Origin of the sequence: Glaciecola sp. HTCC2999 (assembly GCF_000155775.1) — a bacterium.
Lineage (GTDB): Bacteria > Pseudomonadota > Gammaproteobacteria > Enterobacterales > Alteromonadaceae > Opacimonas.
This window is the reverse complement of the sequence record NZ_DS989815.1, coordinates 1-25,602: the sequence shown is the minus strand read 5'-3', so window position 1 is coordinate 25,602 and position 25,602 is coordinate 1. Positions and strand designations below refer to the sequence as shown.

Sequence of the window (25,602 nt, the reverse complement as noted above, 5' to 3'; positions counted from 1 at the left end):
AAAATGTTCAAATCATAAAATAACAGGATTACAGGTAATACCCCATGGATAATAGTATGCACATTCGTCCCATCGAGCCCAAAGATCATGATGCTATTCTTGCGTTAAACGAAGCTTCAGTAGCGGTATTGAGCCCGCTGAATAACGATCAAATGGTCAAACTCATTGCACAATCGTGTTTACATGCCGTGGTTGAGATAGAGGGCGTTGTAGCCGCTTTTTTGTTAGTTGTTGGCCCCAAAACAGCGTATCGTAGTATCAATTACCAATGGTTTGATGAGCAGTATGATGATTTTTACTATATTGATAGAGTTGTGGTGCATGCTCATTATCGTGCGCAAAAGATCGGTCAAACGTTGTATCAATACCTTATTGACCAAGCCTACCACAACCATGTAGGTCTGCTGTGCGCTGAAATCGACATTGCTCCACCTAATGAACCATCTTTACACTTTCATCGAAAGTGGGGTTTCAAAGAGGTGTCAACATTAACCCATAGCGCCGAGAAAAGTGCCGAGAAAATTGTATCGTTACAAGTGTGTGTCATTAATTAAGATTGCGTGAATACACCGACATACAGAGATAATATTCGCTTAGTATATCAAAATGCTAAAATTATCTTAAAATGAGCGAGCATCATGTTTAAAGGTGCATAAAAAAACCCGCCTTCAGGCGGGTTTCATATCAATATCCAGAGTCAGTTAATTACTCTTCGTCGTTGAGAATTTCAAGTAATTCTACTTCAAAAATAAGCGTTGAGTTAGGTGTAATAGAACCCGTTGCACGCTCACCATAAGCAAGCTCCGAAGGGATAACAAATTTAAATTTACTACCTTCACTCATTAACTGAACACCTTCAGTCCAACCTGGGATAACACGATTTAGTGGGAATTCAGCCGGTTCGCCTCGTGAGTAAGAAGAATCAAACTCGGTCCCATCAATTAACGTGCCTTTATAGTGTACTTTAACAATGTCGGTTGCCGCAGGTTTAGCGCCTGTTCCTTCGACCATTACTTCATACTGTAAACCTGACTCGGTCACCGTAACGCCTTCTTTTTCAGCATTTTGAGCTAAGTAAGTAGCACCGGCTGCAACATTTGCTTCTGCATCTTGCTTAGCCATCGCTTCTTGTTTGGCGCGGACTTCTTGGTCAGAATTACGAATGATTGTTTGCATTTCTTCCATGCTGAGTGCTGGCTTACCATTTAATGCGTCATTGAAACCTTGACGAACTACTTCCATGTCGAGTGACATGTCTAGGCCTTCCAGTTGCTCTTGGCGACTTAAGGCAAAAGAACCCATGCTCGCACCGATGGAGTATGATTGACGCGCGATAGGGGTTTCTAACTCAGCTGCAGTAGTGGCTGTAGCAGTTGATTGTGTTTCTTCACTTTTCTCGCCACAGGCTGTAAGCCCTAAGACAGATAATACTGCAATTGCAGCTAAAGACTTTTTCATTATTGTAATTCTCCTTGATGATAGTATGTGTTGAAAACACTGACTAATTTATTTTATTGTATTCAATCTACTTTATATTGTGCCATTTTCCAACAGTTCAAATGTATTTTGTGATTATTTATTAAATACTAACATTGTCGTTAAGAAATGATTAATGTGTTGATATCAGATGTGATGTGACTATACGCATGGGCATGGTAGACTAACGACTCTTTTTTATAAGTAATGAGCATAACGCAATGGCATCTTTAACGGACACTGCTGAATTAGTCGAAGACTTGCAAGCACGTATTGAAAACTTAGAAACAAAAATCGCTTTCCAAGACGATACGATTGAATCGTTAAATGATTCAATCGCGCAACAGCAACAGCAAATTGCGCAAATGACTTTTAAGATGAATCATATGGTAGAGCGTTTAAAATCAATGCAGCCATCTAATGTCGCATCACAAGAAGAAGAAACGCCTCCTCCACATTACTAATTATGATCTTTTACGTTTCGTTTTAATGGTTCAGCGCGGATTGAAGGACTTTGGCATGTTCAGCTAAATCATATCCTAAATTAGTTAAATACCCTCCATCTGGCTGCGTAACAATGCCTTTGTCAAATAATCGTTTGCCTGCATCAATGATGGCAGGGTCTGCGTCTTGATGGATCTTAAGGCCTTGCATGAGACTGTTGCTTGGAAATTTTAGTATTAGGTTAAGTTCAGCGGTAAGTTCATTATTAAATGGCATACAGGTCGATCCTTTTTTGGGTCTTGGTTAAGTGGGGCATGTAAAAAAATTGTAAAGAAGAATATTTAGATTAGCGCTATTTGTTTTAAAATACAAAGCATTAATCAGATTTTTTCACATATAAAAAGACCGCTAAAAAGCGGTCCTTATGTAATGATTAAACATTTTATAGTTGATATTTATGGTTTAAATACACCAATCACATCCGCACTACTTGCGACCTGTTCTGACACATCAGTACTTGATTGCACATCTTTGTAATCACATTTAACACACTGTAATTTTTCAACATTGTTTTCAAAATACAGCATAATCGAATCGATCGAACGACATTGTGGACAAGTCGCTCCAGCGATAAAACGTTTACGTTGTTTGTTACTCATGGTTATTACTCTTTATTTAATGCTGCTAATCGGGCAGTGATATAGGGTGCTATTATACGTAAAATTGGCACTACTGATAGCTTCATACGCAGGTTTGCGTCCTTTGGGTTATCCATGAGTGAAATTCTCATGGTCATACGTTGATGGATTAGTGGTATAATACGCCGCGTAAAAGTCACAGGTAATTATCCAGTTATGATCAAGCTTTCCAATATTTCCTTTATGCGTGGGACTAAAACACTACTAGAACCGAGTAGTGTGGATATATTTCCAGGTCAAAAGTGCGCAATCATTGGTGCTAATGGCTGTGGTAAATCGAGTCTTTTTGCGTTATTACAGCATCAACTGAGCCTTGAAACGGGCACTTATCATATTCCCAAAGAATGGAAAATGGTTGCGGTTGCTCAACATACTCCTAATTCACATGATCCGGCTATCGATTATGTGATCAGTGGTGATAAACATTTACGCGCATTGCAACAGCAGCTGCAGGACGCTGAGCAAGCAGAGCAAGGTGAGTTAATCGGTCAGCTTCATGCGCAATTACAAGACGCCGGTGCTTATGATGTCAACGCGCGTGCCGCGACCATCTTGGCAGGTTTGGGATTTAGTAACGAGGCGTTACAGCGTCCGGTGAGCGATTTTTCTGGTGGCTGGCGGATGCGTTTAAATTTGGCTCAAGCCTTATTATGTCCCTCAGATGTATTGTTACTGGATGAGCCTACTAACCATTTGGATTTAGATGCGGTGATTTGGTTAGAAAAATGGCTACAAAAATACCCTGGTACACTTTTACTGATTTCCCATGATAAATCCTTCATTGATGCGATAGCGCAGCATGTTTTATCCTTTGAGTCATCGCAACTTATTGCTTACAAAGGTAATTATAATAGTTATCAACGTCAGCGCGCGGAACGTTTACGCTTACAGCAACTAGAATATGATAAGCAACAAGCAAAAACGGCTCACTTACAATCTTTTATCGATCGCTTTAAGGCGAAAGCCAGTAAAGCTAAACAGGCACAAAGCCGGATTAAGCAGCTAGAAAAGATGCAAGAATTAGCCCCTGTGCATGCACAAAGTGCGTTTAGCTTTGCTTTTTTGCCGCCGGCTAAGTTACCTAATCCGCTGGTATCGATGGAAAAGGTCAAGGTCGGCTATGGTGAAACGGTTATTTTACATGAAGTAAAGTTGAATCTTGTTCCTGGCAGTCGTATCGGACTATTGGGTCGTAATGGTGCGGGTAAGTCGACGTTAATCAAGTTATTAGCCCAAGCGCATGCCCCGATGAGCGGCGAATACACGACCTCACAAGGTTTAGACATTGGTTATTTTGCGCAGCATCAAGTGGATACGTTGGATATGGAAGGCACTCCATTACTCCATTTGCAGCGGTTGGATAAAATGGCTACCGAACAAGCCTTACGTGATTATCTGGGAGGGTTTGGTTTCCAAGGTGATGAAGCGACGTCTGTGGTCAAACCCATGTCTGGTGGCGAAAAAGCCCGGCTCGTATTAGCACTAATCGTCTATCAAAAGCCGAACTTACTGCTCCTAGATGAGCCGACCAATCATCTCGATTTAGAAATGCGTGATGCGTTAAATTTTGCGTTACAGGGGTTTACAGGGGCGATGGTGTTAGTGTCGCACGATAGGACGTTGTTAGGATCGGTGTGTGAGGATTTTTATTTAGTTGATGACGGCCAAGTCGCGATGTTTAGTGGTGATTTGGACGACTATACCAAATGGGTGTTAAACGAAACGAAAAAAGAACGCCAAACACAACAAGCCCAAGCCGCGGCAGAAAAAGAATCACAGGCTCACAATATCGGCGTATCTACATCGGTGGATCGCAAAACACAAAAGCGTTTAGAGGCGGAATTTCGTCAAGCCACTGCTGCGTTACGTAAACAAATTACTCAAAGCGAAAAAACCATGGAAAGCACCCAGTCTCGTCTTGTAGAAGTCGAGGCGGCGTTGGGTGATAGCACTTTATATGATGTTGAAAACAAAGCTCAGTTAACTGAATACTTAGCCGAGCAAGCTACGCTCACACAGCGTCACGATGCAGCAGAAGAACAATGGTGTGAAGCCCAAGAAGCGCTCGAGTTGGCACAAGCAGAGTTTGATCAACAAATGGCAGCCTCATGACACATCCCAAAGTACTCAAGGCATCTTTAATAGAGGATTTATGGACGCTTTCAGGGCGTATTTATGCATTTGAAGGCATGCAGACATTACTTCTTGATTGGCAGGATCTTTATCAAGGGCATGTCAATGGGGTGTTGTTTGCAATGTGGAGTGATATTCGCGGTATTAAGTTACCTAGCAATGCGTGGCCTCATATTCACAAATGTTTAGACACCAGTCATGCTAACGATGTGGCCCCGATGCGAGCGTTGCGAAAAGCGACATTAAAGTCTGATAACGAAGCCTATCAACACGCTTTGCATGCAGAGCTTGAAGCGGAGAAACGCCAGCAGTCCTTACTCATTGAAACCCTGTTTACATGGTATGATAGTGATGTGTTAATTTTGGATAAATTGAATCTGTCGGATGAGATAAGTAAAGTTTCGAAGGGGCAGTTTCAAGCCTATATGACACATCATATTGACACATGCCTATCTAGCATTAACTTGAAAGATGCTGCATTTGCCCATACTGACAAAATTACTTCATTACTCAATGAGAATGCCTAGTGTTTACCACACAATTTGGTCAAAAGACCTTAGCCCAATATTCTGCACCACCCTGGTGTCGTAACCCTCATTTACAAACGATTTGGCCACGATTTTTTGGTCGTCGTCAATTAGTTGAGACTCAGTTAGAACGTTTAGAGACCCCGGATGGTGATTTTCTGGACTTAGCATGGGGACCAGCACCCGAGTATGTCGAGGCGGTGATTATTTTATTTCATGGATTGGAAGGTTCCAAAGACTCTCACTATATCCAAGATATGTTGCAAAGCGCTCTAGGCAAACCTTGGCAAGTAGTTTTAATGCACTTTCGAGGCTGCAGTGGTTCACCAAACCGAACACATCGTGCCTATCACAGCGGTGAAACCAGTGACCCGTTATTTACAATTGCACATATTAAGCAGCGTTTCCCTAATGTGCCATTAGTGGGAGTAGGGTATTCACTAGGTGGCAATATGCTGATGAAATTAGCCGGTGAGACGCAAACACATAACCCGTTATCTGCTTGTGTGAGTGTATCTGCTCCATTACGTCTTGATGAATGTGCCAAAGCGATTGCCGATGGTTTTTCCAAAGTGTATCAGCATAAACTGTTAAAAAGTATGCGTAGTAATTTGAAACAAAAGTTTACGCTGCTCGATTATTCGGGCAAAGTCCGAATTAATGAAACTCAAATCGATAATCTCACTACGTTTGATCAGTTCGATGAAAATGTTACTGCTCCCTTGCATGGTTACGCCAGTGCACAAGATTATTACCAAAAATGTTCAGGGATGCAGTTTTTAAGACATATCACAGTTCCTACATTAGTGCTTCATGCCTTAGATGATCCTTTTATGAATCAAGGCGTGATCCCGAATGATCAAGCGTTGTCTGAAAAAGTAGCTTATGAATACAGTCCCAGAGGTGGGCATGTTGGTTTCGCTCAAGGGGCGCCGTGGTCGACCACAACTTGGCTTGGAAAACGTATTTGTGCGTTTATTGAGGAGCAACTTAACGCATGATCATTCCCATTGCTGAACTCTCTAACGAAGTGCTCTATAACGTCGCTGAATCTTTTGTTTTGCGTGAGGGTACTGACTATGGGGAACAAGAATTTTCTACGGTAGAAAAAGTAGCACAGGTGCTTGAAAAGCTTCGCAGTGGTGAAGCGCTATTGATTTATTCCGAACTATACGAAAGCATCGATATTGTCGATGCTCAAGGGTTTAAAGAGAAATTTGACACCTAATTATGGCTGGTCATCTACATAGTAATTAACCAGTCCTTCCCAATCCACAGTTTGGTCGCCTGTAATAACAAAGTTTGGGTTTTCTAGTGATTCACGTTCGTTATAACTCATCGGTTCGAAGTCTACAGAGCGGATCAGTCCTCCAGCTTCTGAAACAATACATTGGGAAGCACCTGTATCCCATTCTCCGGTCACACCTAAACGCATAAAGAAATCTGCTTTACCTTCAGCAATGAAGCATGCTTTTAAGGAACAGCTACCCGCTGGTAAGGTTTGGTAAGTGCGGTCTTGGTCTAAGCGTTTTAAGACATTTTCGCGCTTTTGTCGACGACTAATGGCGATGACGACAGGATCATTATCTGGATCATTAAATGCTTTAACATGGATTTGTTTTTCTTCAATGGCACAAGATTTGTAGGCACCGGCACCTTTAGTCGCATAGTAAAGACTTTCGCCAGCTGGCCAGTAGATAACGCCAATCACGGGTTGATTGTTTTCTATTAGCGCGATATTCACTGCAAAATCACCACTTCGCGCGATGAATTCTTGTGTGCCATCTATCGGGTCTATTAACCAATACCGAGACCAGTTTTTACGATCGGTTAGGCACAAATGTTCTGATTCTTCTGACATGATAGGAATATCAGGCGTTTGCTCCTCAAGGAGCTGGGTGATAATTTCATTTGCTTTGTAATCAGCACTGGTTACGGGAGAATCGTCGTCTTTACTATATTCAGTAAAGTCACCACTATCGTAAATATCGAGGACAGCAGCGCCAGCTTGTTTAGCGGCATCTTGAGCAATGGCAAGTAAATTTTGATAAGGCATTTTGAGTCCTATTGGCGCCGATTACATTTCAGTAGCGCACTTATCCAGTGTGTTTTTTCTCATTCCTACGTTGTCTATCGACTAATAACAGCGCAGCTATACTTCGGGCTTCGGTAAAATCATTTCGAGCCAGCAATTCATCAATCTTCGCTAACGGCCATTTAACCACTTCTAAAGGTTCAGGTTCGTCCCCTTCGAGGGTCTCAGGGTACAAATCCTTAGCCACGACAACATGCATTCTAGCATTAAAAAAAGTAGGAGCCATACTGACTTTCATCAGGTCAGATAAGTGATGTGCGCCAAAACCTGCCTCTTCTTTGAGCTCTCGATTAGCAGCTTCAAATGGCGTTTCACCTGCATCGATTAAACCCTTCGGAAATCCGAGTTCATAAGCATGGGTGCCAGCCCCGTATTCGCGGATCAATAAAATATGTTCATCATCAGCAAAAGGGACAATCATTACCGCACCATGACCTTTACCCGCCATGCGTTCAAATTGACGTGTCGCTCCGTTAGAAAAAGTTAAATCGACTTGTTCAACATTGAAGAATCGACTTTTGGCAACAATACTCCGATCGGTGATCGTCGGTAGAGGTTTGTTCGGGTCTATTTTGCTCATCAATGAATTACGCTACACTATGACTGAAAGTAAAATTATCATACCCTGTTTCAATCCCATTTATAAGGAAAAGTTCATGTATTCCAACCCGCTAGTGCCTTGGCACGAGATTGAGACTGTGTTGCTTGATATGGACGGTACATTATTAGATTTGCACTTTGATTCATACTTTTGGTTAGAGCTTATCCCGCAAAAAATAGCCGCGAAAAATGGTCAATCTGTTGCTGAAGCTAAAGCATTTATGGATCTGGAACTAGCTAGAGTGGCTGGTACATTACAGTGGTATTGTTTAGATTACTGGCAAGATTTATTAGGGCTGGATATTATGTCTGCGAAACGTGAAATTCAGCATCTGATTCAAATGCGACCCGATACAATCCCATTTTTAGATGCGCTAAGAGATAGTGGTAAAGAAGTGGTGTTAGTGACGAATGCACATCGTGATGGTTTATCATTAAAAGTGGAGTTAACAGCGCTGGATAACCATATTACGCGCCTGATTTCGACTCATGATTATGGCGTGACAAAAGAGTCTCAGGATTTATGGGAGGCTTTGTATAAAGATATACACTTTGATCCTCAAGCGACATTATTTGTTGATGATAGCGTTCCTATTTTACATGCCGCTAAAACCTTTGGAATTAAACATTTATTATGTGTTGAAAATCCTGACAGTAAGCAGCCAAACCGAGGAATAACAGAATTTCCCAGTATTATTGACTATCGTAATGAAGTCCCTTTTATTACTCGCGAAAATGGTTAATGTTGTGTCAATGAGTGCATAGAGCTGTCTGAAATGACACCGGATCTGTCAACAGTAATACGATTTCGCCCATTGCCTTTAGCATTAAATAGAGCATCATCAGCCTTTTGAAATAATGATATTGCTTCGTGTTCGTATTGTGGCACAGTCGCGGCTACCCCTAAACTTACCGTTAGAAAATGGCCATGACCAATACCATCATGACGGATCTTAGCTTGATTAATTCCAGTCTGCATCTCTTCTGCTTTTGTTACGGCATCGGTTAAATCGCAATTAGGCATTAACATGATGAACTCTTCTCCGCCGATACGTGCAAATAAATCAGTGGAGCGTTTACATTGTCCATTAAGTAGTTGAGCTACTTGAGTCAAACAATTGTCACCCTCTGCATGCCCGTAGTGTTCGTTAAATTGTTTAAAAAAGTCAATATCGACAATAATGATGGCGATTGGCTGCTTATAACGAATACAGCGAGACCATTCATATTGGAATGTTTCGTTATACTTTCGGCGATTGGCAGTGCGTGTTAACGGATCTAAATAAGCTAAGGACTCTAGTTGTTTTGATTTATTTTTGAGTTGAATATGCGTTTGTATACGAATGTTAAGCTCAGGTAATTTTAATGGTTTTGTCATGTAATCCACACCACCTACCTCAAAGCCCCTGATGATACTAGAAGTATCGTTCGAACTAGTGACAAAAATAATGGGTATATTCTGAGTATCGTAATCATTCTTAAGCGTTGAACAGAGTGAATATCCATCTATTTCAGGCATGACGATATCAAGTAAAATTAAATCAGGTTGTGGTGATTGGTGTGCGATCCTCAAGGCTTCATTGGCATCTGATGCTATGGACACTGAGAAATTGTCTGACAAACCATTCATCATATTTTCAAGTTCAATGTTTGAATCATCTACAATTAATACGCGATATAAAGGGGCTTCTGGCTTATTTAAAACAATTTGGGGTTTACTTGTTACAATATCCATAACGTTACTTTTTACATATTAAAAAAATAAGTGTTGTAGATAAATGGTGATTTAGCAAATTATCAGTGCAAAATTTACACACTTTTTGTAAATTTTGCTGATATTAGAGTCTAATGTTAATACTTACCAAGTAAAATTCGTATACCCTGTTGCATCAGGTTGACCTAAAAACTCACCGACGCGTTGCATATCTTCAGGTAATGACGCAGGCAGTTTAAATTTCCCATTCACCGATAAATTTTGCGGATTATTACCAGTGGCAACAAAGGACAAACCTAAGCCATTAGGTTCATTTACAACAACGCGATATTGTTCGTTAGTGCATTTAACAGTAGCATCAAATTGATCTAAATTGACCATTCCGTTTGAGGCTAGTACTCCGGCATTGTTCCATGCACCTTGTGCGTCTAAGTCTAAACAAATTGGAATAGGTTGTGTGAGGTCAAAACTGCCGGAGCCTATGTCAATAGTTACTGTCCCTTTACCAATAACTGGAACTGGGAGTGGAATTTGAGCGAAAATGACTTCCGCAGGAAGACGTATTGCTAGATCATATATTTCGAGTTGACGTGATACTAATCCAAGAGTGACAGTTCCATTTAACCCAACAGGATTACGTTTGTTGGTGTTAATAGTAAGATGAGCTTGACCCGTGAGTAAGCGCCAAAAAGATAAATCCCAGGTGACATTATTTAGGATTTGATTATGCACCAATGCACTCGCTGCACGGCCTTCCCAAATTGTCCCTGAGACTTCATATAATCCCATATCGGAAGGAAAATTAATCCGGTAAATAACCTGTTTTGCAGGCATAGTCGCTATTAGCAACACTGCAAATACCGCTAAAAATCCGAATATCGATAAAATACGTAACTTCATGACTTTCCTAATTGTAATCGTCTTACTTTCACATTACCCGGCGCACCAGCCTCAGTAATGTCGACTTGTAGCACTCTAACGCCGGTGGTGTCTAAGCTGCCTAACCACGTCATGAGCGTGTTAAAACCTACTTCATCTATCCATACTTGCACTTCGTCATTGTTGGGTTGCATGCGCGTGAGGGTAATGTTACTGGCGCGAGCGGTTTGGTTGACCGCTTGGACTAGTGAACCCTTTAGGGTTGCTTTTCCCGGTCCCTGACGGCGAAACTGTAGTACTTTCGCTTGTTGTTGCACGACCCAGGTAGAAAGAGCTTGTTGTTGAGCAAGTAACTTAGTTTCACGTTCTATACTGGCATTCATAGGCGCCCAAACAAGCCCATAAAACCCCGCTATAATAAGAATGACACTGCCTACTTTTAACAATGCTTGCTCACGAGGGGCAAGCTGAGAAAACCAATCGCTAAGTGCTTGTTTATTCATTGCGATTATCCTTTAATGGTCAATGTGCCAATGACCAGATTATTACGATTATTAATCGCGCCGTCTTCGACGGTGTAACCTGCCGCTTGGGCTTGTTGTTTGAAGGTTTCCAAATCAGAGAATGCTTTGGCTTGCGCTTGTATCCTTAATTCACTGCGGTCATCATTGAATTTCAGTGACTGAGCTTTAATTTCGGAATTGGCAAATGCACTCGTTAAATTAGCTAGCATATCGACAGCTGATGATCCGCTGCCCATATTATCTATACGTTTTACATATTGTGTGATGGCTCTGCGCGCATCCCGATAGGTGCCAATATTAGGGAATCCTGACTGGATATCGGCTTTGATTTGGTTACTTAGTGTTTCATTTTGAGCCGCTAATTGTGAAATCGTTAAGCCTTTATCGATGAGACCTAATGTCAAAGCGATCACAGCCACTGCGGCTACACTGCGCCAATATTGCCACTGACCAGAGCTACGTTTGCGTTGTTGGTATTGGCCTTGGCACAAATTAAAATTAAAACTGTGAGTGGCTATTCCATCAGCCAATACATGCATAGGAAGTTCAAGTTCGGCGGTGACCGTTTGTACTTTTTGATGACTGCTAAATGCATCATCAGTGGTGTATTGCGTGAGTGAAATAGGCCCTGACTGAGCGTTAAAATATGAAGATACAACCGGTATTACCCAATCGCTTTCTCCACAAAACCCTGACCATGCACTATCACGAAGGAGAACCTGATCACGAATGGTTATGATACTAGCTGTTGCAGCGGGTTCTAGGTCTTCTTCCACAGCAGTGACCGGTGCAAGAGGTAATGCAAGTACATCCGGTAACATGATATCGCAATGTAAATTCGCGGTGGTAAGCCAATCAAGCCATTGCCTCATGGTATGATGCGCAACAATCGCTACAGCTTGTTGATCGCCTTGCTTAGGGCCAAGTGCAATAAACTGTTCATCAATATCGGTTGCTACATCATCTTCGAGCATAAAACCAATTGACTGAATGACTTTGCGAGATGCGCCTGGTGGTAGGTCAACACGCTTTAACAGGACCTCAGTAGAGGGTACTAGTACCGTTACAGGACGACCAGCAGCACGTTCTTGTAAAGAGGCTAAGGCATCAGCATCAGGTAACACCCCAGATGCTAGAATCGTACGTTCTGTGGTCTGCCAAATCGCCCAATCAATTGGCGTTTGAGCATCTGCGCCTAAGCGAAGTATGAGTTTTTCCACGTGCTACCGTCTCCCAAAAGTACGTTGTAATACACTGACATCTTCTTGTTTTGCAACATGTAACAAGCTAGTCAAAGCGAATTGAGTATTATTATACTGAGTTATTGTGGTTAAGGTAAAATACTCTGTCGTGGTATCAAACCATGCCATTTGTGATTTGGGTAATGATAACCCTGTCATCTCGGATTCACCAAAAAAATCGGCTGGATTCTCATAGCCATTTTCTGGCCGTGATTCGATCAATGACTGCGCATCTGATGTCGATAAACCCGTTAATGCTGCAAGCAAAATCGCATCATCAGTGGTGAGTGAATTTACATTGACTAACAGATTAGGATTATTTGGCAGTACGCAGACATATTCTAATAATGCTTCAAACCACTCGATATTGACGCCATTGATCAGGCGCAGTTCAGAGACTTCACTTAGTAAGGTATTCGCGCTTAGATATGGATGAGATTTGCCTAAGTAGGTATTGTCTTCCGCCCCGTTCGTGCGGGCAATGGTATCTTCATCCAAATAATCCACAATGGAATCCATGAATACATCTGCTGCATAAGTATCCCCATTAGTAAGTTCACGGATTAACGCATTGAACGCATCCATTTCTAATGAGGGACGGTCAGCGCCGAGCTCATTATTACTATCCGGTTTTTTAGATAATGCATTAATATTAAAGCAAGCTTGAGCATCAGCAATAGTCGCGGTAATTTGCCCGTTTTCAATAGGATAGACTAAAGGCACTGCCCATGGTTGATTCGCGTGGATCATGCCGTCATCTAACTCATATAAATCTTTTATGGATAGCATTGCAAAGGCTTCTGCTCCAATACTATACCAATAAGCTTGGTTATTATCTTTGATATTCGCGACACGTTGAACTTGAAGTTGCAAACGTGAGCCCATCTCAGTAGCAAGTACACTGACTAATGCCACGATAAACAGCACAATTAACAATGCCATGCCGCGTTGTTGTTGATGAGGCGCGTTCACTCTGTGCCTCCTTGATTAGCGGTAGGGCTGTTTTGACGAGGAGAATCACTATCTGAGCCGGTGGCGGTGTTAGTTGTAGAGACAATGACTGGCGGATCTAATAGTGCAAATTCGCGTCGGATCAGGCCAAAATCCTCGGTGGTGATCTCTACTGCGACACCTTTGGGCACGCTACTGTTGGTATACGTTTCATCCCATGAAATCTCATTGCGCGCATTTTTAGAGCGCATAAATTCGATATTTAAATCAGTAACACCGGTCAATAACGGCCTAATTTTAGGTTCCACACCTGAATCATTATCTACAAAGGTGGTATGCAAACGCTCTAACACTTGCTCATCATTGAGTCGATACGCTACCCCTTGCATGTTTGAACGAGGCAGACGCCACATGGGATTATGCCAGCCATTACGGACAAAACTAACACCATCATGGGTACTGTCCATTTCGCCTGCACCACCACGAAAAACAATAGTATTTTCTTCTACGCCATCTATTCGAGGTGGACGATTGACTGCTTGAAGTAAGTCTCGTTCCATAGTAGTCATAGCCCGTTGCAACATTTGTAAACGCTCAATACTCGCAGTGGACTGCTCTGAAGCTTGGATAACATTATTGAGCACCGCAGTCGATGCTGAAGCGATTAAGGAGAATATCAAGATTGCTACTAAGATCTCGATTAGGGTAAATCCATGTGCGGAGGTTGGCGCGCGCATTAACGACCTCCTGAGGTCGAAGGTTTACCAAAAAAGCTGACGACATCTGTCACCATTTGCTGATATTCGGCATCGACTGCGACACTAATACGCACTTGTACTAAGTCGTCTTCTTGGGTTTTAGTGACGGTTTGTTGCCAATACCAAGTCACTTCTGCCATTTCCATGTCACCTTTTTGATTATTACGGATGGGCCACTCTTGTTCGAGGTGCAATTGAGCAAGGCGGTTATTCGCAACAAAGGTCGCAAATGTAATGTCTTGTAGTTGATTAACACTAGATAGGTTTTCGGTTGCTGCTTTCATGACAGCCGTACCGGTTAAACCGAAAATTAGTAAGGCGACCATGACTTCGATTAACGTCATACCATGTTGACGCCTAATTGACACAATACTCATGATGCATCTTCCAACAGCGCAATGTCATTGATTAACGGTAAGTATCCTTTAGAACTCACAGTAAACTGAGCATCAGAGATGACAGGATCAAAAAACGCAAACTGTAAGGTAAATTCGGTTAAATCACCGCTAGAAAGGAACATTACTTGAGGGGGAGGCGGTGGAATATCTTCTTCATTGCCAATTTGTACGCTGTCATTGGCGACCGACAGTTGTTCATCGAACAATGAACCACTGGAAAAAAGCGATTCCTCAGATGCCCACTCAAAACCATCGAGTACTAATGTCATCACCATTTCTTCCGGTAGCTCACGCTCTACAAAAGCTTGATTTTCAGGCACATCTACCCATTCATCATTGTCGTCTAAGAATACGAACTTATAAGAATTGCGTTTATCATCAATCACCAGTCCAAATTCCATTTGGTTTAAGACAGCGAAATCAGAGGCTAATGTTGCCACCGCATGAAAGCGTTGAGCTTCACTTTTAAGCTTATCTTGAGGGTCATTACCGAAGGCATTCACCACGACATAGCCAGCCACTAAACCCATAATCACCAGCACTAACATAATTTCGATCAGCGTGAATCCGGATGAACGTTGGCGTGATAGCATGGGCTAAATTAAATCAGTTTAATTTAAGTAGTCATTCAGGTTCCAGGTACCGATGTCATCATCTGTACCGGGTTCCATATCAGGACCATTAGAAAAGATATCGACCGCACTGACTTCTCCTGGAGAGATGAGTTGGTAATCATTACCCCAAGGGTCGGTTGGTAGGCGTTGAATGTAGCCACCTTCGCGATATGCACGTGGAATAGGATCAACAGTAGGCTCGGTGACTAAAGCTTCTAGTCCTTGTTCAGTAGTAGGGAAGCGATTGTTATTGAGCTTATACATTTGCATCGCACCTTCTAAAGTTTGGATATCTATAGCGGCCTTTTTGAGCTGAGCTTCTTCTTGATTGCCAAGGATCTGAGGCACAACCATTGAGGCCATGATCCCGATGATCACTAATACGACCATTACTTCGATAAGGGTAAAACCCGCTGACTTTTTCATTACATATTCACCATACTATTAAGTGCAATTATAGGTTGGAGGATAGCCAGTACAATAAACAGCACTATGCCGGCCATGGAAACGATCAACAATGGCTCAAATACTTTGAGTGACACGCTGACCAAAGATTCAAATTCACGGTCTTGATTATCGGCTGCCCGTGCTAACATTTGTTGTAATTCACCAGAGCGTTCACCGGATGCAATCATGTGCATCATCATGGGTGGGAACATTTTTGTTTTATCTAGTGCCGCCCTGAGGCTTGCGCCTTCTTTGACCATAACCGCTGATTCAGCGACTTGGGCTTTGATATGACGGTTAAGTAATACATCGCTAGCAATTTTCATTGCTTCTAATAAAGGTACCGCACTGGCAGTCAAAATCGATAGTGTGCGGGCAAACCGAGCCGTATTTAAACCGCGGTTCACTTTACCTAACAAAGGGACTCCTAAGAGCCATTTGTGAAAGCGCAGTTGCATAGCAGGTACAGCAAGTGCACGTTGCGCAACAATCACACCGAGGATTAATAAGCCCACCACCCACATCCAAGAGGCTTGCAGGAAAGTTGAGATATCCATAACTAGCTGAGTAATCGGGGGTAAACCTTGGCCCATGTGCTGAAATTGGGTTACGATTTTAGGGACGACCACAGTGAGTAATAATACGGTAATCGCTACAGCAAAAAACATCATGAGTGCAGGATAAATCATCGCTTGAACCACTTGGCTACGCGTTTTTTCTCGATTTTCGGTGTAGTCTGCTAATCGGTTTAAGACGATATCTAGATGACCCGATTTTTCACCTGCCGCGACCATTGCGATAAATAAAGTATCAAATACACTTGGAAAATCTCCGAGTGCTTCGGCTAGACCAAACCCTTCTACGACTTTTGAACGTACTGCCATCATCATGTTTTTTTGGCGCGGTTTTTCACTTTGTTCAGCAACTGCAAGTAACGCTTCTTCGATTGGTAATGAAGCTTCTACTAAGGTCGCTAATTGACGCGTGAGTAAGGAAAGTTCGCTAGCAGAGATACGTGGCTTGAAGAAAGTAAATTCAAAGGAGGTTGAGCTTTTCTTTGCTTGTTCTTTAACTTGTTCGACAGTCACTGGGATGAGTTTTTGTTCCCGCAGTTGTTGGCGAATTTGACGCGCATTATCGCCTTCAAGTACCCCTTTTTGGGTCTTGCCTTTGGCATTGACTGCTTCAAATGCAAACGCGGCCATTATCGCTTATTCCTCACGCGTCACGCGCAGGACTTCTTCTAAAGAAGTCTCGCCGCTCAAAACTTTATCGATACCATCACCACGTATACTCGGTGTATGTGCGCGGATATGCTTTTCGATAGCTTGTTCGCCTTTACCACTATGCATGATCTCTCGCACTGAATCATCTACTTTAAGCAATTCATGAATACCAGTACGACCACGATATCCAGTGTGATTACATGATACACAATCACCCGGCGAGTAAATGGTGCGCGGAGCGCTAATACCTAATACTTCACATTCTGTAGTCGTTGCTTCATGAGGCTGTTTACAGTCGTTACATAAGGTACGTACTAAACGTTGCGATAGTACCGCGAGTAAACTTGATGAGAGAAGAAATGACTCAATTCCCATGTCTTCAAGACGAGTAATGGCGCCGGCAGCAGTATTGGTGTGCAAAGTCGATAAGACTAAGTGACCAGTCAAACTCGCTTGAACGGCGATTTGTGCAGTTTCTAAGTCACGTATCTCACCAATCATGACCACATCAGGATCTTGACGTAAAATTGCGCGTAAACCGCGAGCAAAGGTCATATCGACTCGTGTATTAACTTGAGTTTGTCCAATGCCTTGTAAATCAAATTCAATGGGATCTTCGACGGTCAAAATATTCCGGTCTTTGGAGTTAATCTCCGTTAACCCAGCATATAAGGTGGTGGATTTACCCGAGCCGGTAGGACCTGTGACAAGTATAATGCCATGGGGTTTACGGATAAGCTCGGAGAAAACATCACGGTTAGCTTCCGTCATGCCTAAATCTTCAAGGTTTAAACGAGCATTGTTTTTATCTAATAAACGTAATACCACACGCTCGCCATGACTAGAAGGCATGGTGGACACCCTGACATCAACTGCGCGGCCTGCAATTTTTAATGAAATGCGGCCATCTTGTGGGACACGTTTTTCAGCAATATCAAGTTTTGCCATGACCTTGATTCTGGACACAAGCATTGAAGACATTTTACGATTCGGTTTTAAAATTTCTCTTAGTACGCCATCGACTCTGAAGCGCACAACAAGCTGATTTTCAAACGTTTCGATATGTATGTCTGAAGCACCCTCTTTAATCGCTTCGCCTAGCATTGCGTTAATCAGTTTAATGATAGGGGCATCATCTTCACTATCGAGTAAGTCTTCGGTATCGGGAAGATCTTCTGCAAGAGCAAATAGGTCACTTTCATTACCTAGGTCTTCCATTAGCTGTTTAGCTTCAGATGAATCACGCTGGTAAAAAGTGGTCAGCAGAGTCTCAAATTTATCGCTGGCAACTTGTTCTAAATTAAAGCCTTGCCCAAATACACGACGAATTTCAGCAAATACAGTTAAGTCTGTATCCGCGGTATAAAAAACAGTAGGAGCTACCGGATCGAGCAACACCTGATGACGTTTGGCAAAGCTAAATGAAATGTCCATATGCAGCCGCCTTAGTTATTCTCTTTCGTTTGCTTATCTTTTTCCATCAAATAATCTTCAAATGATGGTGGTAAAGTGAGCGCATCGTTCCACTCTGGCAAACTTGGCCCTTTTGAATTAGGCATTAAAGGGATTCCATCAGCTTGACGCTTGAGCTGTTCAGCTCGGATAAAGTTATATTTACGATGAGAAATTTCGTTCATGGTCACGCCATCACGCACAATCGTTGGGCGCAAAAAGACCATTAAGTTTCGTTTGCGTTTACTGGACGTCGTGGTTTTGAATAAGTGACCGACAAACGGAATGTCCCCGAGTAATGGGACTTTTGAGACACTTTCTTGGACATCTTCATCAATCAAGCCGCCGAGAACGATAGTACCGCCGTCATCAACAATGACAGTGGTTTTAATTTCACGTTTATTAATTGAAATATCGACAGAAGTTGCACCTGACACGCTAGAGACTTCTTGTTCGATCAATAATTGTACCGCATCTCCTTCATTGATTTGCGGCGTGACCTTAAGTTTGATGCCCACTTCTTGGCGGTCGACTGTTTGGAAAGGATTCGAATTATTTGAGCCGGTGCTAGTACCCGTAATAATAGGGACTTCTTGGCCCACAATGAAAAAGGCTTCTTCATTATCCATCGTGGTTAAATGTGGAGTTGCTAAGATATTGGAGTTAGTGTCGGTGGATACTGCTTGGACAACGGCACCCCAACCATTTTCAATAATACCTGCAATCATGCCGTTAGCGCCGCCAAGGATATTTGCCAATGCGGTAAAATCACCTTCAATCGTATCTATCGCTTGCACCGCAGAGCCATCTTGCGCAGTAGTTGAGCGGTTTACTTCACGATCTTCTGCTTGACGCAGAGCTACCCCTAAAGAGCCGACCCCGGCAACGCCATTGGTAAACTGAGTGCCACCACCTTCTTCAGAGACAAGTTGTACCCCTAATGTGGTGCCATCACCTTCAAAGACTTCAACGATAATGGCTTCTACTTGTACTTGAGCACGGCGGACATCGAGTTGACGAATAACTTCCTCAAGTGAACGCATCATGTCTGGTTCAGCAGTGATGACGAGAGAATTTGAATCTTCATGCGCATCAATGCTGACATCGCGAGTGTTTGCATTTTTTGAGCGTGAATTACTAGATGTCCCTTTTTCTTCAGCTTGGATACTCTCAGAGACGCCTTTTAGGACTTTGACCAAATCATCCGCTTTGGCGTAATTTAAGAAGATAACACGAGTATTTCCGCTAGTTTCAAGTTCTTGATCCATGCGGGTGATAAGATTAATTAAGCGTTGACGTGCTTTGACATCACCACTGACTATCACAGAATTAGTTCGATCATCAGCAACTACGCGAGGCTCAGATTTGGCACTAGTTTGTGCAGCCTTGCCTTGAGATTTATTGATACTTTCAATGATACGTACCATTTCCGATGCAGATGCGTACTTAAGTTTCACGATTTCTACTTCTTCGTCACCGGCTCTATCGACACGTTCTATGATTTCAACTAGACGATTTATGACGGCAGCACGACCGGTCAACATCATGACGTTTGATGCGTCATGGCTGACGACGTTACCACCACCAGCACTGTCATTAAGCTGGCGCAGTAAAGGTGTTAACTCGCGAACGGGAACGTTATACACAGGGATGACACGGGTAATCATTTCATCGCCATTAGGGATGTTACCTTCGACGACTGGTAGGTTTGAGCTTTTGGCATCCTTGGAACGGATCACTTTAAGGATACCATTAGGCATTTCAACTACCGCAAAGTCATAGACTTGGAGTACGTTTAAAAAGAACTGGTAATACTGTTCTTCATCGAGTAAATCATAACTACGCACCGAGATTTTTCCGCGGACATTGGGATCAACAATAATGGTGCGTTGTAAATTTTTACCGACAATTGCAATGAATTCATTGATATCGGTATTTTTAAAATTAGGGGAATATTGAGCTGCCTGGACAACAAAGGATGTTGTCGATACTGGGATTACCGCAGCAAAAATAGCAAACGAAAGTACGCTTGCAATAGAGACAGTTTTACAATGTGAAACCAAATTAGACAACATAAACATAATACCTTGTGATGTGTTCACCTAAAGACGTCATCGTTATGGTAACGAGAGTGATAACGTCATGGGTTGATCGTTGCGTAGCAATGTTAACTCTAAGCTATCTGCTTCTCGTAAGGCTTGCATGGCTTGCACCGCTTCGCGCGGCTGCGTTAAATCTAAACCGTTAATATACGTAATGATATCACCGGCTTTTAATCCTGAATCGTTAAATAAGGCTGTTTCTTTGCCAGGGCTAACGCGATAGCCTCGTAGTTCATCGTCCTCTCTTACAGGAGCAACTTTGATGAAATCAATGAATTTTTCTGGTGCCGCCCGTAATTGCGCAATGCTATCTGCACTGGGACCTTCAACTTGTTTGACTACGCTTTTAGGTATACTGGTATTGGCAGGGAAAAATACGGTGTCATTTACCGAGCTCGATGATGATGACATTTTGCTAAAATCGATACCATCGAGCATTAACGTTTCTTTCGTTCCACGATTACTAATAATAACGCGGTCGGCAAAAACCCGATTAAGGGTTGCTTGTGTCCCTTCGATTTTGTCGCCAATACCGTAGGTGTTTTGTTTGTTGCGGTTGGCGATAATCGCTGCCCCATCGTCTTCAGTGGTAGATGCGACAACACCGGTGAGTACCAAATTGAGTTTAGTTTCGGGCGCATCGGTCACCGTTGATATCGGTTGCGCAGTTATTTTGTCAGCTTCACCAAAAATGTTCAACGCGATCAAATCGTTAATGCTGTTGGTCTGAACAGGAGTGCCACCTTGTTTTTGCGTTACTTGAAGAGGAATTGTCGGTGATGCTGGAGAGGGAGCAATTTGCCAAACCATATTCGCTAATGCAAATATGATATAAATGAACAATAGCATCAACGCCAAGGTCTTCAATAATACCTTGTTTTTTGGTTGGTTAAGCACGTTTAAGAATGCTTGAAAATTAAGTTGATGTGTCGTCATTATTCTTATTGTAAAATGTAAACTGCAGTTTTGAAATGATAGTATCTTTCCGAATGTATGAATATACGCTGAATAGGGTAAAATATACAGTGTCCACATTAATTTTTTATAACTTAATATATCAGTAAGTGTAGTAATGAATGGAAAATGTCCGAATTGATAAATGGCTATGGGCTGCAAGGTTATTTAAAACGCGTGCAAATGCACGTGAAGCTGTGCAGGCAGGTAAAATCCATTATAATGGACAGCGAACCAAGCCAAGTAAAATTGTAGAGTTAAACGCGACGTTAAAAGTACCTGCGGGATTTGATACAAAAGAACTGGTTATCCGTGAAATATTCGATAAACGACGTTCGGCAGCCTTAGTTTTAGGAATGTATGAAGAGACACTTGAGAGTATTGAAAAGCGTGAGCGCAATGCTGAGGCACGAAAATTATCGGCTTTTCATAGTCCAAAGCCTGACAGCAAACCCGATAAAAAACAGCGCCGACAAATAATTCATTTAAAACACCAATAATGCCCTTATATAGGGTGTAACTAATTTAAGAGAACCTGTTATGTCTGAGATTGCCAGTGTTGACCAACTCCAACGATTTTTATTTAACCAAGCCAACGTGCGTGGAGAGTTGGTTCAGTTAAAATCTACTTATCAGCATATTTTGGATTCCTATGCTTACCCTCCTGTCATTCAAACGTTATTAGGCGAGCTAATGGCAGCCACTGCGTTACTTAATGCAACGTTAAAGTTTGAAGGTGAGATTGGTTTGCAAATCCAATCCGAGGGCATTGTTAAGTATGCTGTCGTCAATGGTACCCATGATTTGAAACTTCGCGGTGTAGCGCGTTGGGACGAGACGTTAACTGAATTACCGGAGTCATTTAGTGCGCTATTTAGCAAAGGTTATCTAGTGATCACTATCACCCCGAAAGATGGTGAGCGTTATCAAGGAATTGTTGGATTGGATCAAGATAGCTTAGCGGCTTGTATTGAAGAATATTTCCTGCAATCAGAGCAGCTTATGACACAAGTGCGTTTATTTGCTCAACAGGGCGAGAAGCCAATGGCAGGCGGTACTTTATTGCAAGTCTTACCGACTTCAAGTGAAGCGACAAACGTTGCTGAATCAACCGAGTTTGGTCATATTGCGGCGTTAACTGATACGTTAAAAGCCGAAGAGTTATTTTCACTCGAAGCGAATGATGTAATGTATCGCTTATATCACCAAGAAGAAGTCGAAGTATTTACGCCTGCTGATGTCAAATTTGAATGTCATTGTTCACGCGAGAGCACTATTGGCGCATTACAAAATATAGCGAAAGAAGAACTTCTTAGTATCATTGCTGAAGAAGGTGCTATCAAGATGAATTGCCAATTCTGTCATACCGATTATGTGTTTGATGCTATGGATGTGGAAACGATTCATTCAGGATTTGATCCTGATGCGAGTAAAACAGCCCAATAAGCGAATAATGTATTAATGGATAGCCAAACTTAGGTAATAGAATCGGTTAGTGGTAATTTAAATACCACTAACAGTCCTCCTTCAGGGTGATTTGTAAAGGCTACTTCGCCATGATGCATATCGATTATGCGTTTAATAATGGCAAGCCCTAAGCCTGAACCTGAACTCCCTCGAGCACGGTCCCCTTGGGTAAAGGGTTGGAGTAAGTTAGGTAGTTGCTCTTCAGGGATCCCTGTACCAAAATCACGAATATGGCAAATAATGCGTTTTTCCTTAGCGGAGAATCCAGTATATATTTCCAAATGATCAGATCCATAGCGGAAGGCATTCTCAATTAAATTATCCAACACCCGTTTGATAGCAACACGCCGTAAACTGATCTCGGGAAGAGGGTTTAGTCGCTGTGCAATGGTATGGTGATCATCAAAATGTCGAGCTTGAACAACTTCTTCAATAATTGTATTGAGATTCACTGTTTCGCGCTGTTCTTCTCGATCTTGTCGAGCGTAATTAATAAATTGATCGATAATATCGTTCATATCTTCAATATCTTGGACAATTCCCTCTTTGACCCATTCATGCTGCTCATCAATCATTTCAGTTGCTAAGCGTATACGGGTGAGTGGAGTGCGTAAATCATGCGATATACCCGCTGTCATAAGATTTCTATCTTGCTCTAAGCGCTTGATACTACTAGACATTTGATTAAATGCTTGCGTCACTGCTTTCATCTCACTCGCGCCAGAGGGTTCGATGGGTTCAGGGAACTCACCTTGTCCTACTTCTTTGGCTGCAATTTGTAAGGCTCGTAAAGGTCGTGTCATTCTTAGGACAAAGATATAACCACCAATCACGCTTAATATACCGATCACTAACAGAATGACGGTTAAAGGTGAAAAGTTAGTTTCACCTACTCCGGGCATAGGTATAACGATCCATATTTCAGGATTTTGGGGTGGATTTATCCAAATGCGATAAGGTATGTGAGTGCTCAAACGAACGTCTGTCTTTCCACCAAGTTCTTCTGCAATTTGATTGGACATAAACCGGTAGTAGGTCGCGTTATTTAATCCTTTTAAAACAGCTTCACTATTACTGTAAAATTCAATGCCAGTTCGCTGCGTAAAGCGTGCTCGGCGTTTGGGGACTGTTACGATATCTTGGTCAAAAATGGTGTCAACTTGGGTGGCGACTAAGGAATTAATTTGTTGATAACTAGGCTGAATAAAATAATAAGTCACCGATAAATAAGATACCACTTGGTTTATTAATAGCAGTACACCTACCAATAATACCGTTTGGCCAAAGGCACTTTGCGGAAATAATCTCATAGTTTGCTAGTACTAGCTTACATCTGAACCATCTGGAACAAAGACGTAGCCTAATCCCCAGACAGTTTGAATATAACGTGGATTAGTAGGATCTTGTTCTAGCATTCGACGCAGACGTGATACCTGAACATCGATGCTTCGCTCTAAGGCTCCGTAATCACGACCGCGAGCAAGATTCATTAGTTTGTCCCGTGATAACGGTTCACGGGGGTGTGTCACTAATGATTTAAGTACTGCAAACTCGCCGCTGGTTAATGTCATCGGTTTACCATCTGCTGACATTTCGCGAGTAGCTAAATTTAATTTATAGTGCGCAAATTCAACAATTTGCTCTGCTTGAGAGGGAGCTCCAGGCGCTTCGGCTGATTTTCGTCTAAGAACAGCTTTGGCTCGGGCTAGTAATTCACGTGGATTGAATGGTTTTGGCAGATAGTCATCGGCCCCCATTTCAAGCCCTATGATACGGTCTATTTCATCTCCTTTAGCCGTCAACATAATAATAGGAATTGTATTTTCCTTTTGACGCAAACGACGACAGATTGACAACCCATCTTCACCTGGAAGCATTAGATCAAGGACAATTAAATGGAAGTTTTCGCGTTCGAGTAAGCGGTCCATTTGTTCGGCGTTTGCTGCAGAACGAACTTGGAAACCTTGTTCAACAAGATAACGTTCCAATAAACTACGTAACCGCATGTCATCGTCGACTACTAGAATTTTAGATGTTTCCTGACCCATATACACATACTCCGTCATCATTTATTCATACACTATAATGTAAGTGATTAAAAAGCCAAATGATTTTATGTAAATCTATACTTGGATGATGTTACAAAGTTTGTCTAAGAAATAATCTCAAATGTTATTGATCTTGGACCCAATCCATTTGGATTCTTGAACGACGTTTAGCTTCTAAAATGTCTTCAATTAATGGGGTTAATATCAATTCCATTGCTAATCCCATTTTGCCACCCGGAACGACGATAGTGTTCATGCGCGACATAAACGAACCATCAATCATTTTAAGGAGGTAAGGGTAGTCAACATTGGTCATTTCTTGGCGGAAACGCACAACGACAAAGCTTTCATCTTGGCTTGGGATCTCTCTAGCACTAAAGGGATTAGAGGTATCGACCGTTGGTACGCGTTGGAAGTTAACATGTGTTTGTGAAAATTGTGGGGTGATATATTGGAAGTAATCATCCAATGATCTAACAATGCTACTCATTACCGCTTCGCGGCTATGGCCTCGATCAGTGGTGTCACGCACAATTTTTTGAATCCACTCTAAATTAACTATCGGTACCATGCCCACGAGTAAATCGACATGCTTAGCGACGTTGTGATCTTCCGTCGCGATCCCTCCATGTAACCCTTCATAAAACAATAAATCAGTATTTGTTGGTAGGTCTTGCCATGGTGTAAATGTACCAGGCATTTGATTAAAAGGAACGGCTTCATCAAAAGTATGTAAATACTGACGGTATTGCCCAGAGCCATCGTTGGCATATTGAGTAAAGAGATTTTCAAGTAGCTCGAAATCATTAGCAATAGGGCCAAAATAACTAATATGCTTACCTTGGTCTTGGGCG

30 protein-coding genes are annotated in these 25,602 nt (G+C 42.2%); 9 read left to right on the top strand and 21 right to left on the bottom strand.

The features are described from left to right. Positions 1-44 precede the first annotated feature (44 nt). Positions 45-554, top strand: coding sequence for a GNAT family N-acetyltransferase (locus G2999_RS10505; RefSeq protein ID WP_010181492.1), 510 nt, complete (start codon positions 45-47; stop codon positions 552-554). A 151-nt stretch (positions 555-705) separates the two neighbouring features. Here the strand turns inward: G2999_RS10505 and G2999_RS10500 are convergent, their stop codons facing one another. Continuing rightward, positions 706-1,458, bottom strand: coding sequence for an FKBP-type peptidyl-prolyl cis-trans isomerase (locus G2999_RS10500; RefSeq protein WP_010181491.1), 753 nt, complete (start codon positions 1,456-1,458; stop codon positions 706-708). A 239-nt stretch (positions 1,459-1,697) separates the two neighbouring features. Here G2999_RS10500 and G2999_RS10495 point away from each other — a divergent pair, with 239 nt between their 5' ends. Further along, positions 1,698-1,940, top strand: a complete 243-nt coding sequence (locus tag G2999_RS10495) for a SlyX family protein (protein ID WP_010181489.1) — start codon at positions 1,698-1,700, stop codon at positions 1,938-1,940. A 22-nt stretch (positions 1,941-1,962) separates the two neighbouring features. On the opposite strand, the gene G2999_RS10490 is transcribed toward G2999_RS10495, so the two are convergent. Both G2999_RS10490 and G2999_RS10485 read right to left on the bottom strand, forming a co-directional pair. Continuing rightward, on the bottom strand, positions 1,963-2,196 hold the full coding sequence (locus G2999_RS10490) for a TIGR02647 family protein (protein ID WP_010181487.1): 234 nt from the start codon (positions 2,194-2,196) through the stop codon (positions 1,963-1,965). 179 nt (positions 2,197-2,375) lie between these two features. Next, entirely contained in the window at positions 2,376-2,579 is a 204-nt protein-coding gene (locus G2999_RS10485) for a YheV family putative zinc ribbon protein (protein WP_010181485.1), read from the bottom strand. A gap of 195 nt (positions 2,580-2,774) precedes the next feature. Here G2999_RS10485 and G2999_RS10480 point away from each other — a divergent pair, with 195 nt between their 5' ends. From G2999_RS10480 to G2999_RS10465, 4 genes are read left to right on the top strand one after another with little or no spacing between them, the layout of a single operon-like run. Further along, entirely contained in the window at positions 2,775-4,730 is a 1,956-nt protein-coding gene (locus G2999_RS10480; protein ID WP_010181483.1) for an ATP-binding cassette domain-containing protein, read from the top strand. Next, on the top strand, positions 4,727-5,278 hold the full coding sequence (locus tag G2999_RS10475) for a TIGR02444 family protein (RefSeq protein ID WP_010181481.1): 552 nt from the start codon (positions 4,727-4,729) through the stop codon (positions 5,276-5,278). Before G2999_RS10480 ends, G2999_RS10475 begins: the two co-directional genes overlap by 4 nt. Next, positions 5,278-6,279, top strand: a complete 1,002-nt coding sequence (locus G2999_RS10470) for a hydrolase (protein WP_010181479.1) — start codon at positions 5,278-5,280, stop codon at positions 6,277-6,279. The genes G2999_RS10475 and G2999_RS10470 overlap by 1 nt, the downstream gene beginning before the upstream one ends. Further along, positions 6,276-6,506 carry a YheU family protein gene (locus tag G2999_RS10465; protein WP_010181477.1) on the top strand — a complete coding sequence of 77 codons (231 nt, stop codon included), beginning with the start codon at positions 6,276-6,278 and terminating at the stop codon, positions 6,504-6,506. The genes G2999_RS10470 and G2999_RS10465 overlap by 4 nt, the downstream gene beginning before the upstream one ends. Here the strand turns inward: G2999_RS10465 and cysQ are convergent, their stop codons facing one another. Beyond that, positions 6,507-7,334, bottom strand: coding sequence for a 3'(2'),5'-bisphosphate nucleotidase CysQ (gene cysQ / locus G2999_RS10460; protein ID WP_010181475.1), 828 nt, complete (start codon positions 7,332-7,334; stop codon positions 6,507-6,509). A gap of 40 nt (positions 7,335-7,374) precedes the next feature. After that, the gene (nudE, locus tag G2999_RS10455; RefSeq protein WP_010181474.1) at positions 7,375-7,953 is read right to left on the bottom strand and encodes an ADP compounds hydrolase NudE; all 579 of its coding nucleotides are present in this window, start codon (positions 7,951-7,953) and stop codon (positions 7,375-7,377) included. A gap of 76 nt (positions 7,954-8,029) precedes the next feature. Between nudE and yrfG the strand changes: the two genes are divergently transcribed. Next, positions 8,030-8,716: a GMP/IMP nucleotidase gene (gene yrfG / locus G2999_RS10450; protein WP_010181472.1), complete on the top strand. Its 687-nt coding sequence runs from the start codon at positions 8,030-8,032 to the stop codon at positions 8,714-8,716. Here yrfG and G2999_RS10445 read toward each other — a convergent pair. The 13 genes from G2999_RS10445 to gspC form a co-directional block, all read right to left on the bottom strand. Then, positions 8,713-9,708: a diguanylate cyclase gene (locus tag G2999_RS10445; RefSeq protein WP_010181471.1), complete on the bottom strand. Its 996-nt coding sequence runs from the start codon at positions 9,706-9,708 to the stop codon at positions 8,713-8,715. The genes yrfG and G2999_RS10445 overlap by 4 nt on opposite strands. Before the next feature lie 123 nt (positions 9,709-9,831). Beyond that, on the bottom strand, positions 9,832-10,587 hold the full coding sequence (locus G2999_RS10440; protein WP_010181468.1) for a type II secretion system protein N: 756 nt from the start codon (positions 10,585-10,587) through the stop codon (positions 9,832-9,834). Then, entirely contained in the window at positions 10,584-11,069 is a 486-nt protein-coding gene (gspM, locus tag G2999_RS10435; RefSeq protein ID WP_010181466.1) for a type II secretion system protein GspM, read from the bottom strand. The genes G2999_RS10440 and gspM overlap by 4 nt, the downstream gene beginning before the upstream one ends. A 5-nt stretch (positions 11,070-11,074) precedes the next feature. Beyond that, positions 11,075-12,310 (bottom strand): type II secretion system protein GspL, encoded by a 1,236-nt coding sequence (gene gspL, locus G2999_RS10430; RefSeq protein ID WP_010181465.1) that lies wholly within the window; start codon positions 12,308-12,310, stop codon positions 11,075-11,077. 3 nt (positions 12,311-12,313) lie between these two features. After that, positions 12,314-13,303 (bottom strand): type II secretion system minor pseudopilin GspK, encoded by a 990-nt coding sequence (gspK, locus tag G2999_RS10425; protein WP_010181462.1) that lies wholly within the window; start codon positions 13,301-13,303, stop codon positions 12,314-12,316. After that, on the bottom strand, positions 13,300-14,019 hold the full coding sequence (gene gspJ, locus G2999_RS12365) for a type II secretion system minor pseudopilin GspJ (protein WP_010181460.1): 720 nt from the start codon (positions 14,017-14,019) through the stop codon (positions 13,300-13,302). The genes gspK and gspJ overlap by 4 nt, the downstream gene beginning before the upstream one ends. After that, the gene (gene gspI, locus G2999_RS10415; RefSeq protein WP_010181458.1) at positions 14,019-14,417 is read right to left on the bottom strand and encodes a type II secretion system minor pseudopilin GspI; all 399 of its coding nucleotides are present in this window, start codon (positions 14,415-14,417) and stop codon (positions 14,019-14,021) included. The genes gspJ and gspI overlap by 1 nt, the downstream gene beginning before the upstream one ends. Next, positions 14,414-15,031 (bottom strand): type II secretion system minor pseudopilin GspH, encoded by a 618-nt coding sequence (gene gspH, locus G2999_RS10410; RefSeq protein ID WP_029257523.1) that lies wholly within the window; start codon positions 15,029-15,031, stop codon positions 14,414-14,416. Before gspH ends, gspI begins: the two co-directional genes overlap by 4 nt. 18 nt (positions 15,032-15,049) lie before the next feature. Beyond that, positions 15,050-15,478, bottom strand: coding sequence for a type II secretion system major pseudopilin GspG (gene gspG, locus G2999_RS10405; protein WP_010181456.1), 429 nt, complete (start codon positions 15,476-15,478; stop codon positions 15,050-15,052). Then, complete coding sequence (gene gspF / locus G2999_RS10400) at positions 15,478-16,704, bottom strand: type II secretion system inner membrane protein GspF (protein ID WP_010181455.1); 1,227 nt, start codon at positions 16,702-16,704, stop codon at positions 15,478-15,480. Before gspF ends, gspG begins: the two co-directional genes overlap by 1 nt. Before the next feature lie 6 nt (positions 16,705-16,710). Next, positions 16,711-18,159, bottom strand: a complete 1,449-nt coding sequence (gspE, locus tag G2999_RS10395) for a type II secretion system ATPase GspE (protein WP_010181454.1) — start codon at positions 18,157-18,159, stop codon at positions 16,711-16,713. Between the two features lie 11 nt (positions 18,160-18,170). After that, positions 18,171-20,252 carry a type II secretion system secretin GspD gene (gene gspD, locus G2999_RS10390; protein ID WP_010181453.1) on the bottom strand — a complete coding sequence of 694 codons (2,082 nt, stop codon included), beginning with the start codon at positions 20,250-20,252 and terminating at the stop codon, positions 18,171-18,173. Between the two features lie 42 nt (positions 20,253-20,294). Further along, positions 20,295-21,215 (bottom strand): type II secretion system protein GspC, encoded by a 921-nt coding sequence (gspC, locus tag G2999_RS10385; RefSeq protein WP_010181452.1) that lies wholly within the window; start codon positions 21,213-21,215, stop codon positions 20,295-20,297. 140 nt (positions 21,216-21,355) lie between these two features. On the opposite strand from gspC, the gene hslR reads away from it, so the two are divergent. Both hslR and hslO read left to right on the top strand, forming a co-directional pair. Continuing rightward, a complete protein-coding gene (gene hslR / locus G2999_RS10380; protein ID WP_010181451.1) occupies positions 21,356-21,733 on the top strand; it encodes a ribosome-associated heat shock protein Hsp15 in 378 nt (125 codons plus the stop codon). A gap of 40 nt (positions 21,734-21,773) precedes the next feature. Beyond that, positions 21,774-22,679, top strand: coding sequence for an Hsp33 family molecular chaperone HslO (gene hslO / locus G2999_RS10375; RefSeq protein ID WP_010181450.1), 906 nt, complete (start codon positions 21,774-21,776; stop codon positions 22,677-22,679). A gap of 29 nt (positions 22,680-22,708) precedes the next feature. Here the strand turns inward: hslO and envZ are convergent, their stop codons facing one another. The 3 genes from envZ to G2999_RS10360 form a co-directional block, all read right to left on the bottom strand. Then, positions 22,709-24,010 carry a two-component system sensor histidine kinase EnvZ gene (gene envZ, locus G2999_RS10370; protein ID WP_010181449.1) on the bottom strand — a complete coding sequence of 434 codons (1,302 nt, stop codon included), beginning with the start codon at positions 24,008-24,010 and terminating at the stop codon, positions 22,709-22,711. A gap of 12 nt (positions 24,011-24,022) precedes the next feature. Continuing rightward, on the bottom strand, positions 24,023-24,748 hold the full coding sequence (gene ompR / locus G2999_RS10365) for a two-component system response regulator OmpR (protein WP_010181448.1): 726 nt from the start codon (positions 24,746-24,748) through the stop codon (positions 24,023-24,025). A gap of 124 nt (positions 24,749-24,872) precedes the next feature. Next, positions 24,873-25,602: phosphoribulokinase (locus G2999_RS10360; RefSeq protein WP_010181447.1), on the bottom strand; the 730-nt coding region annotated here is incomplete at its 5' end.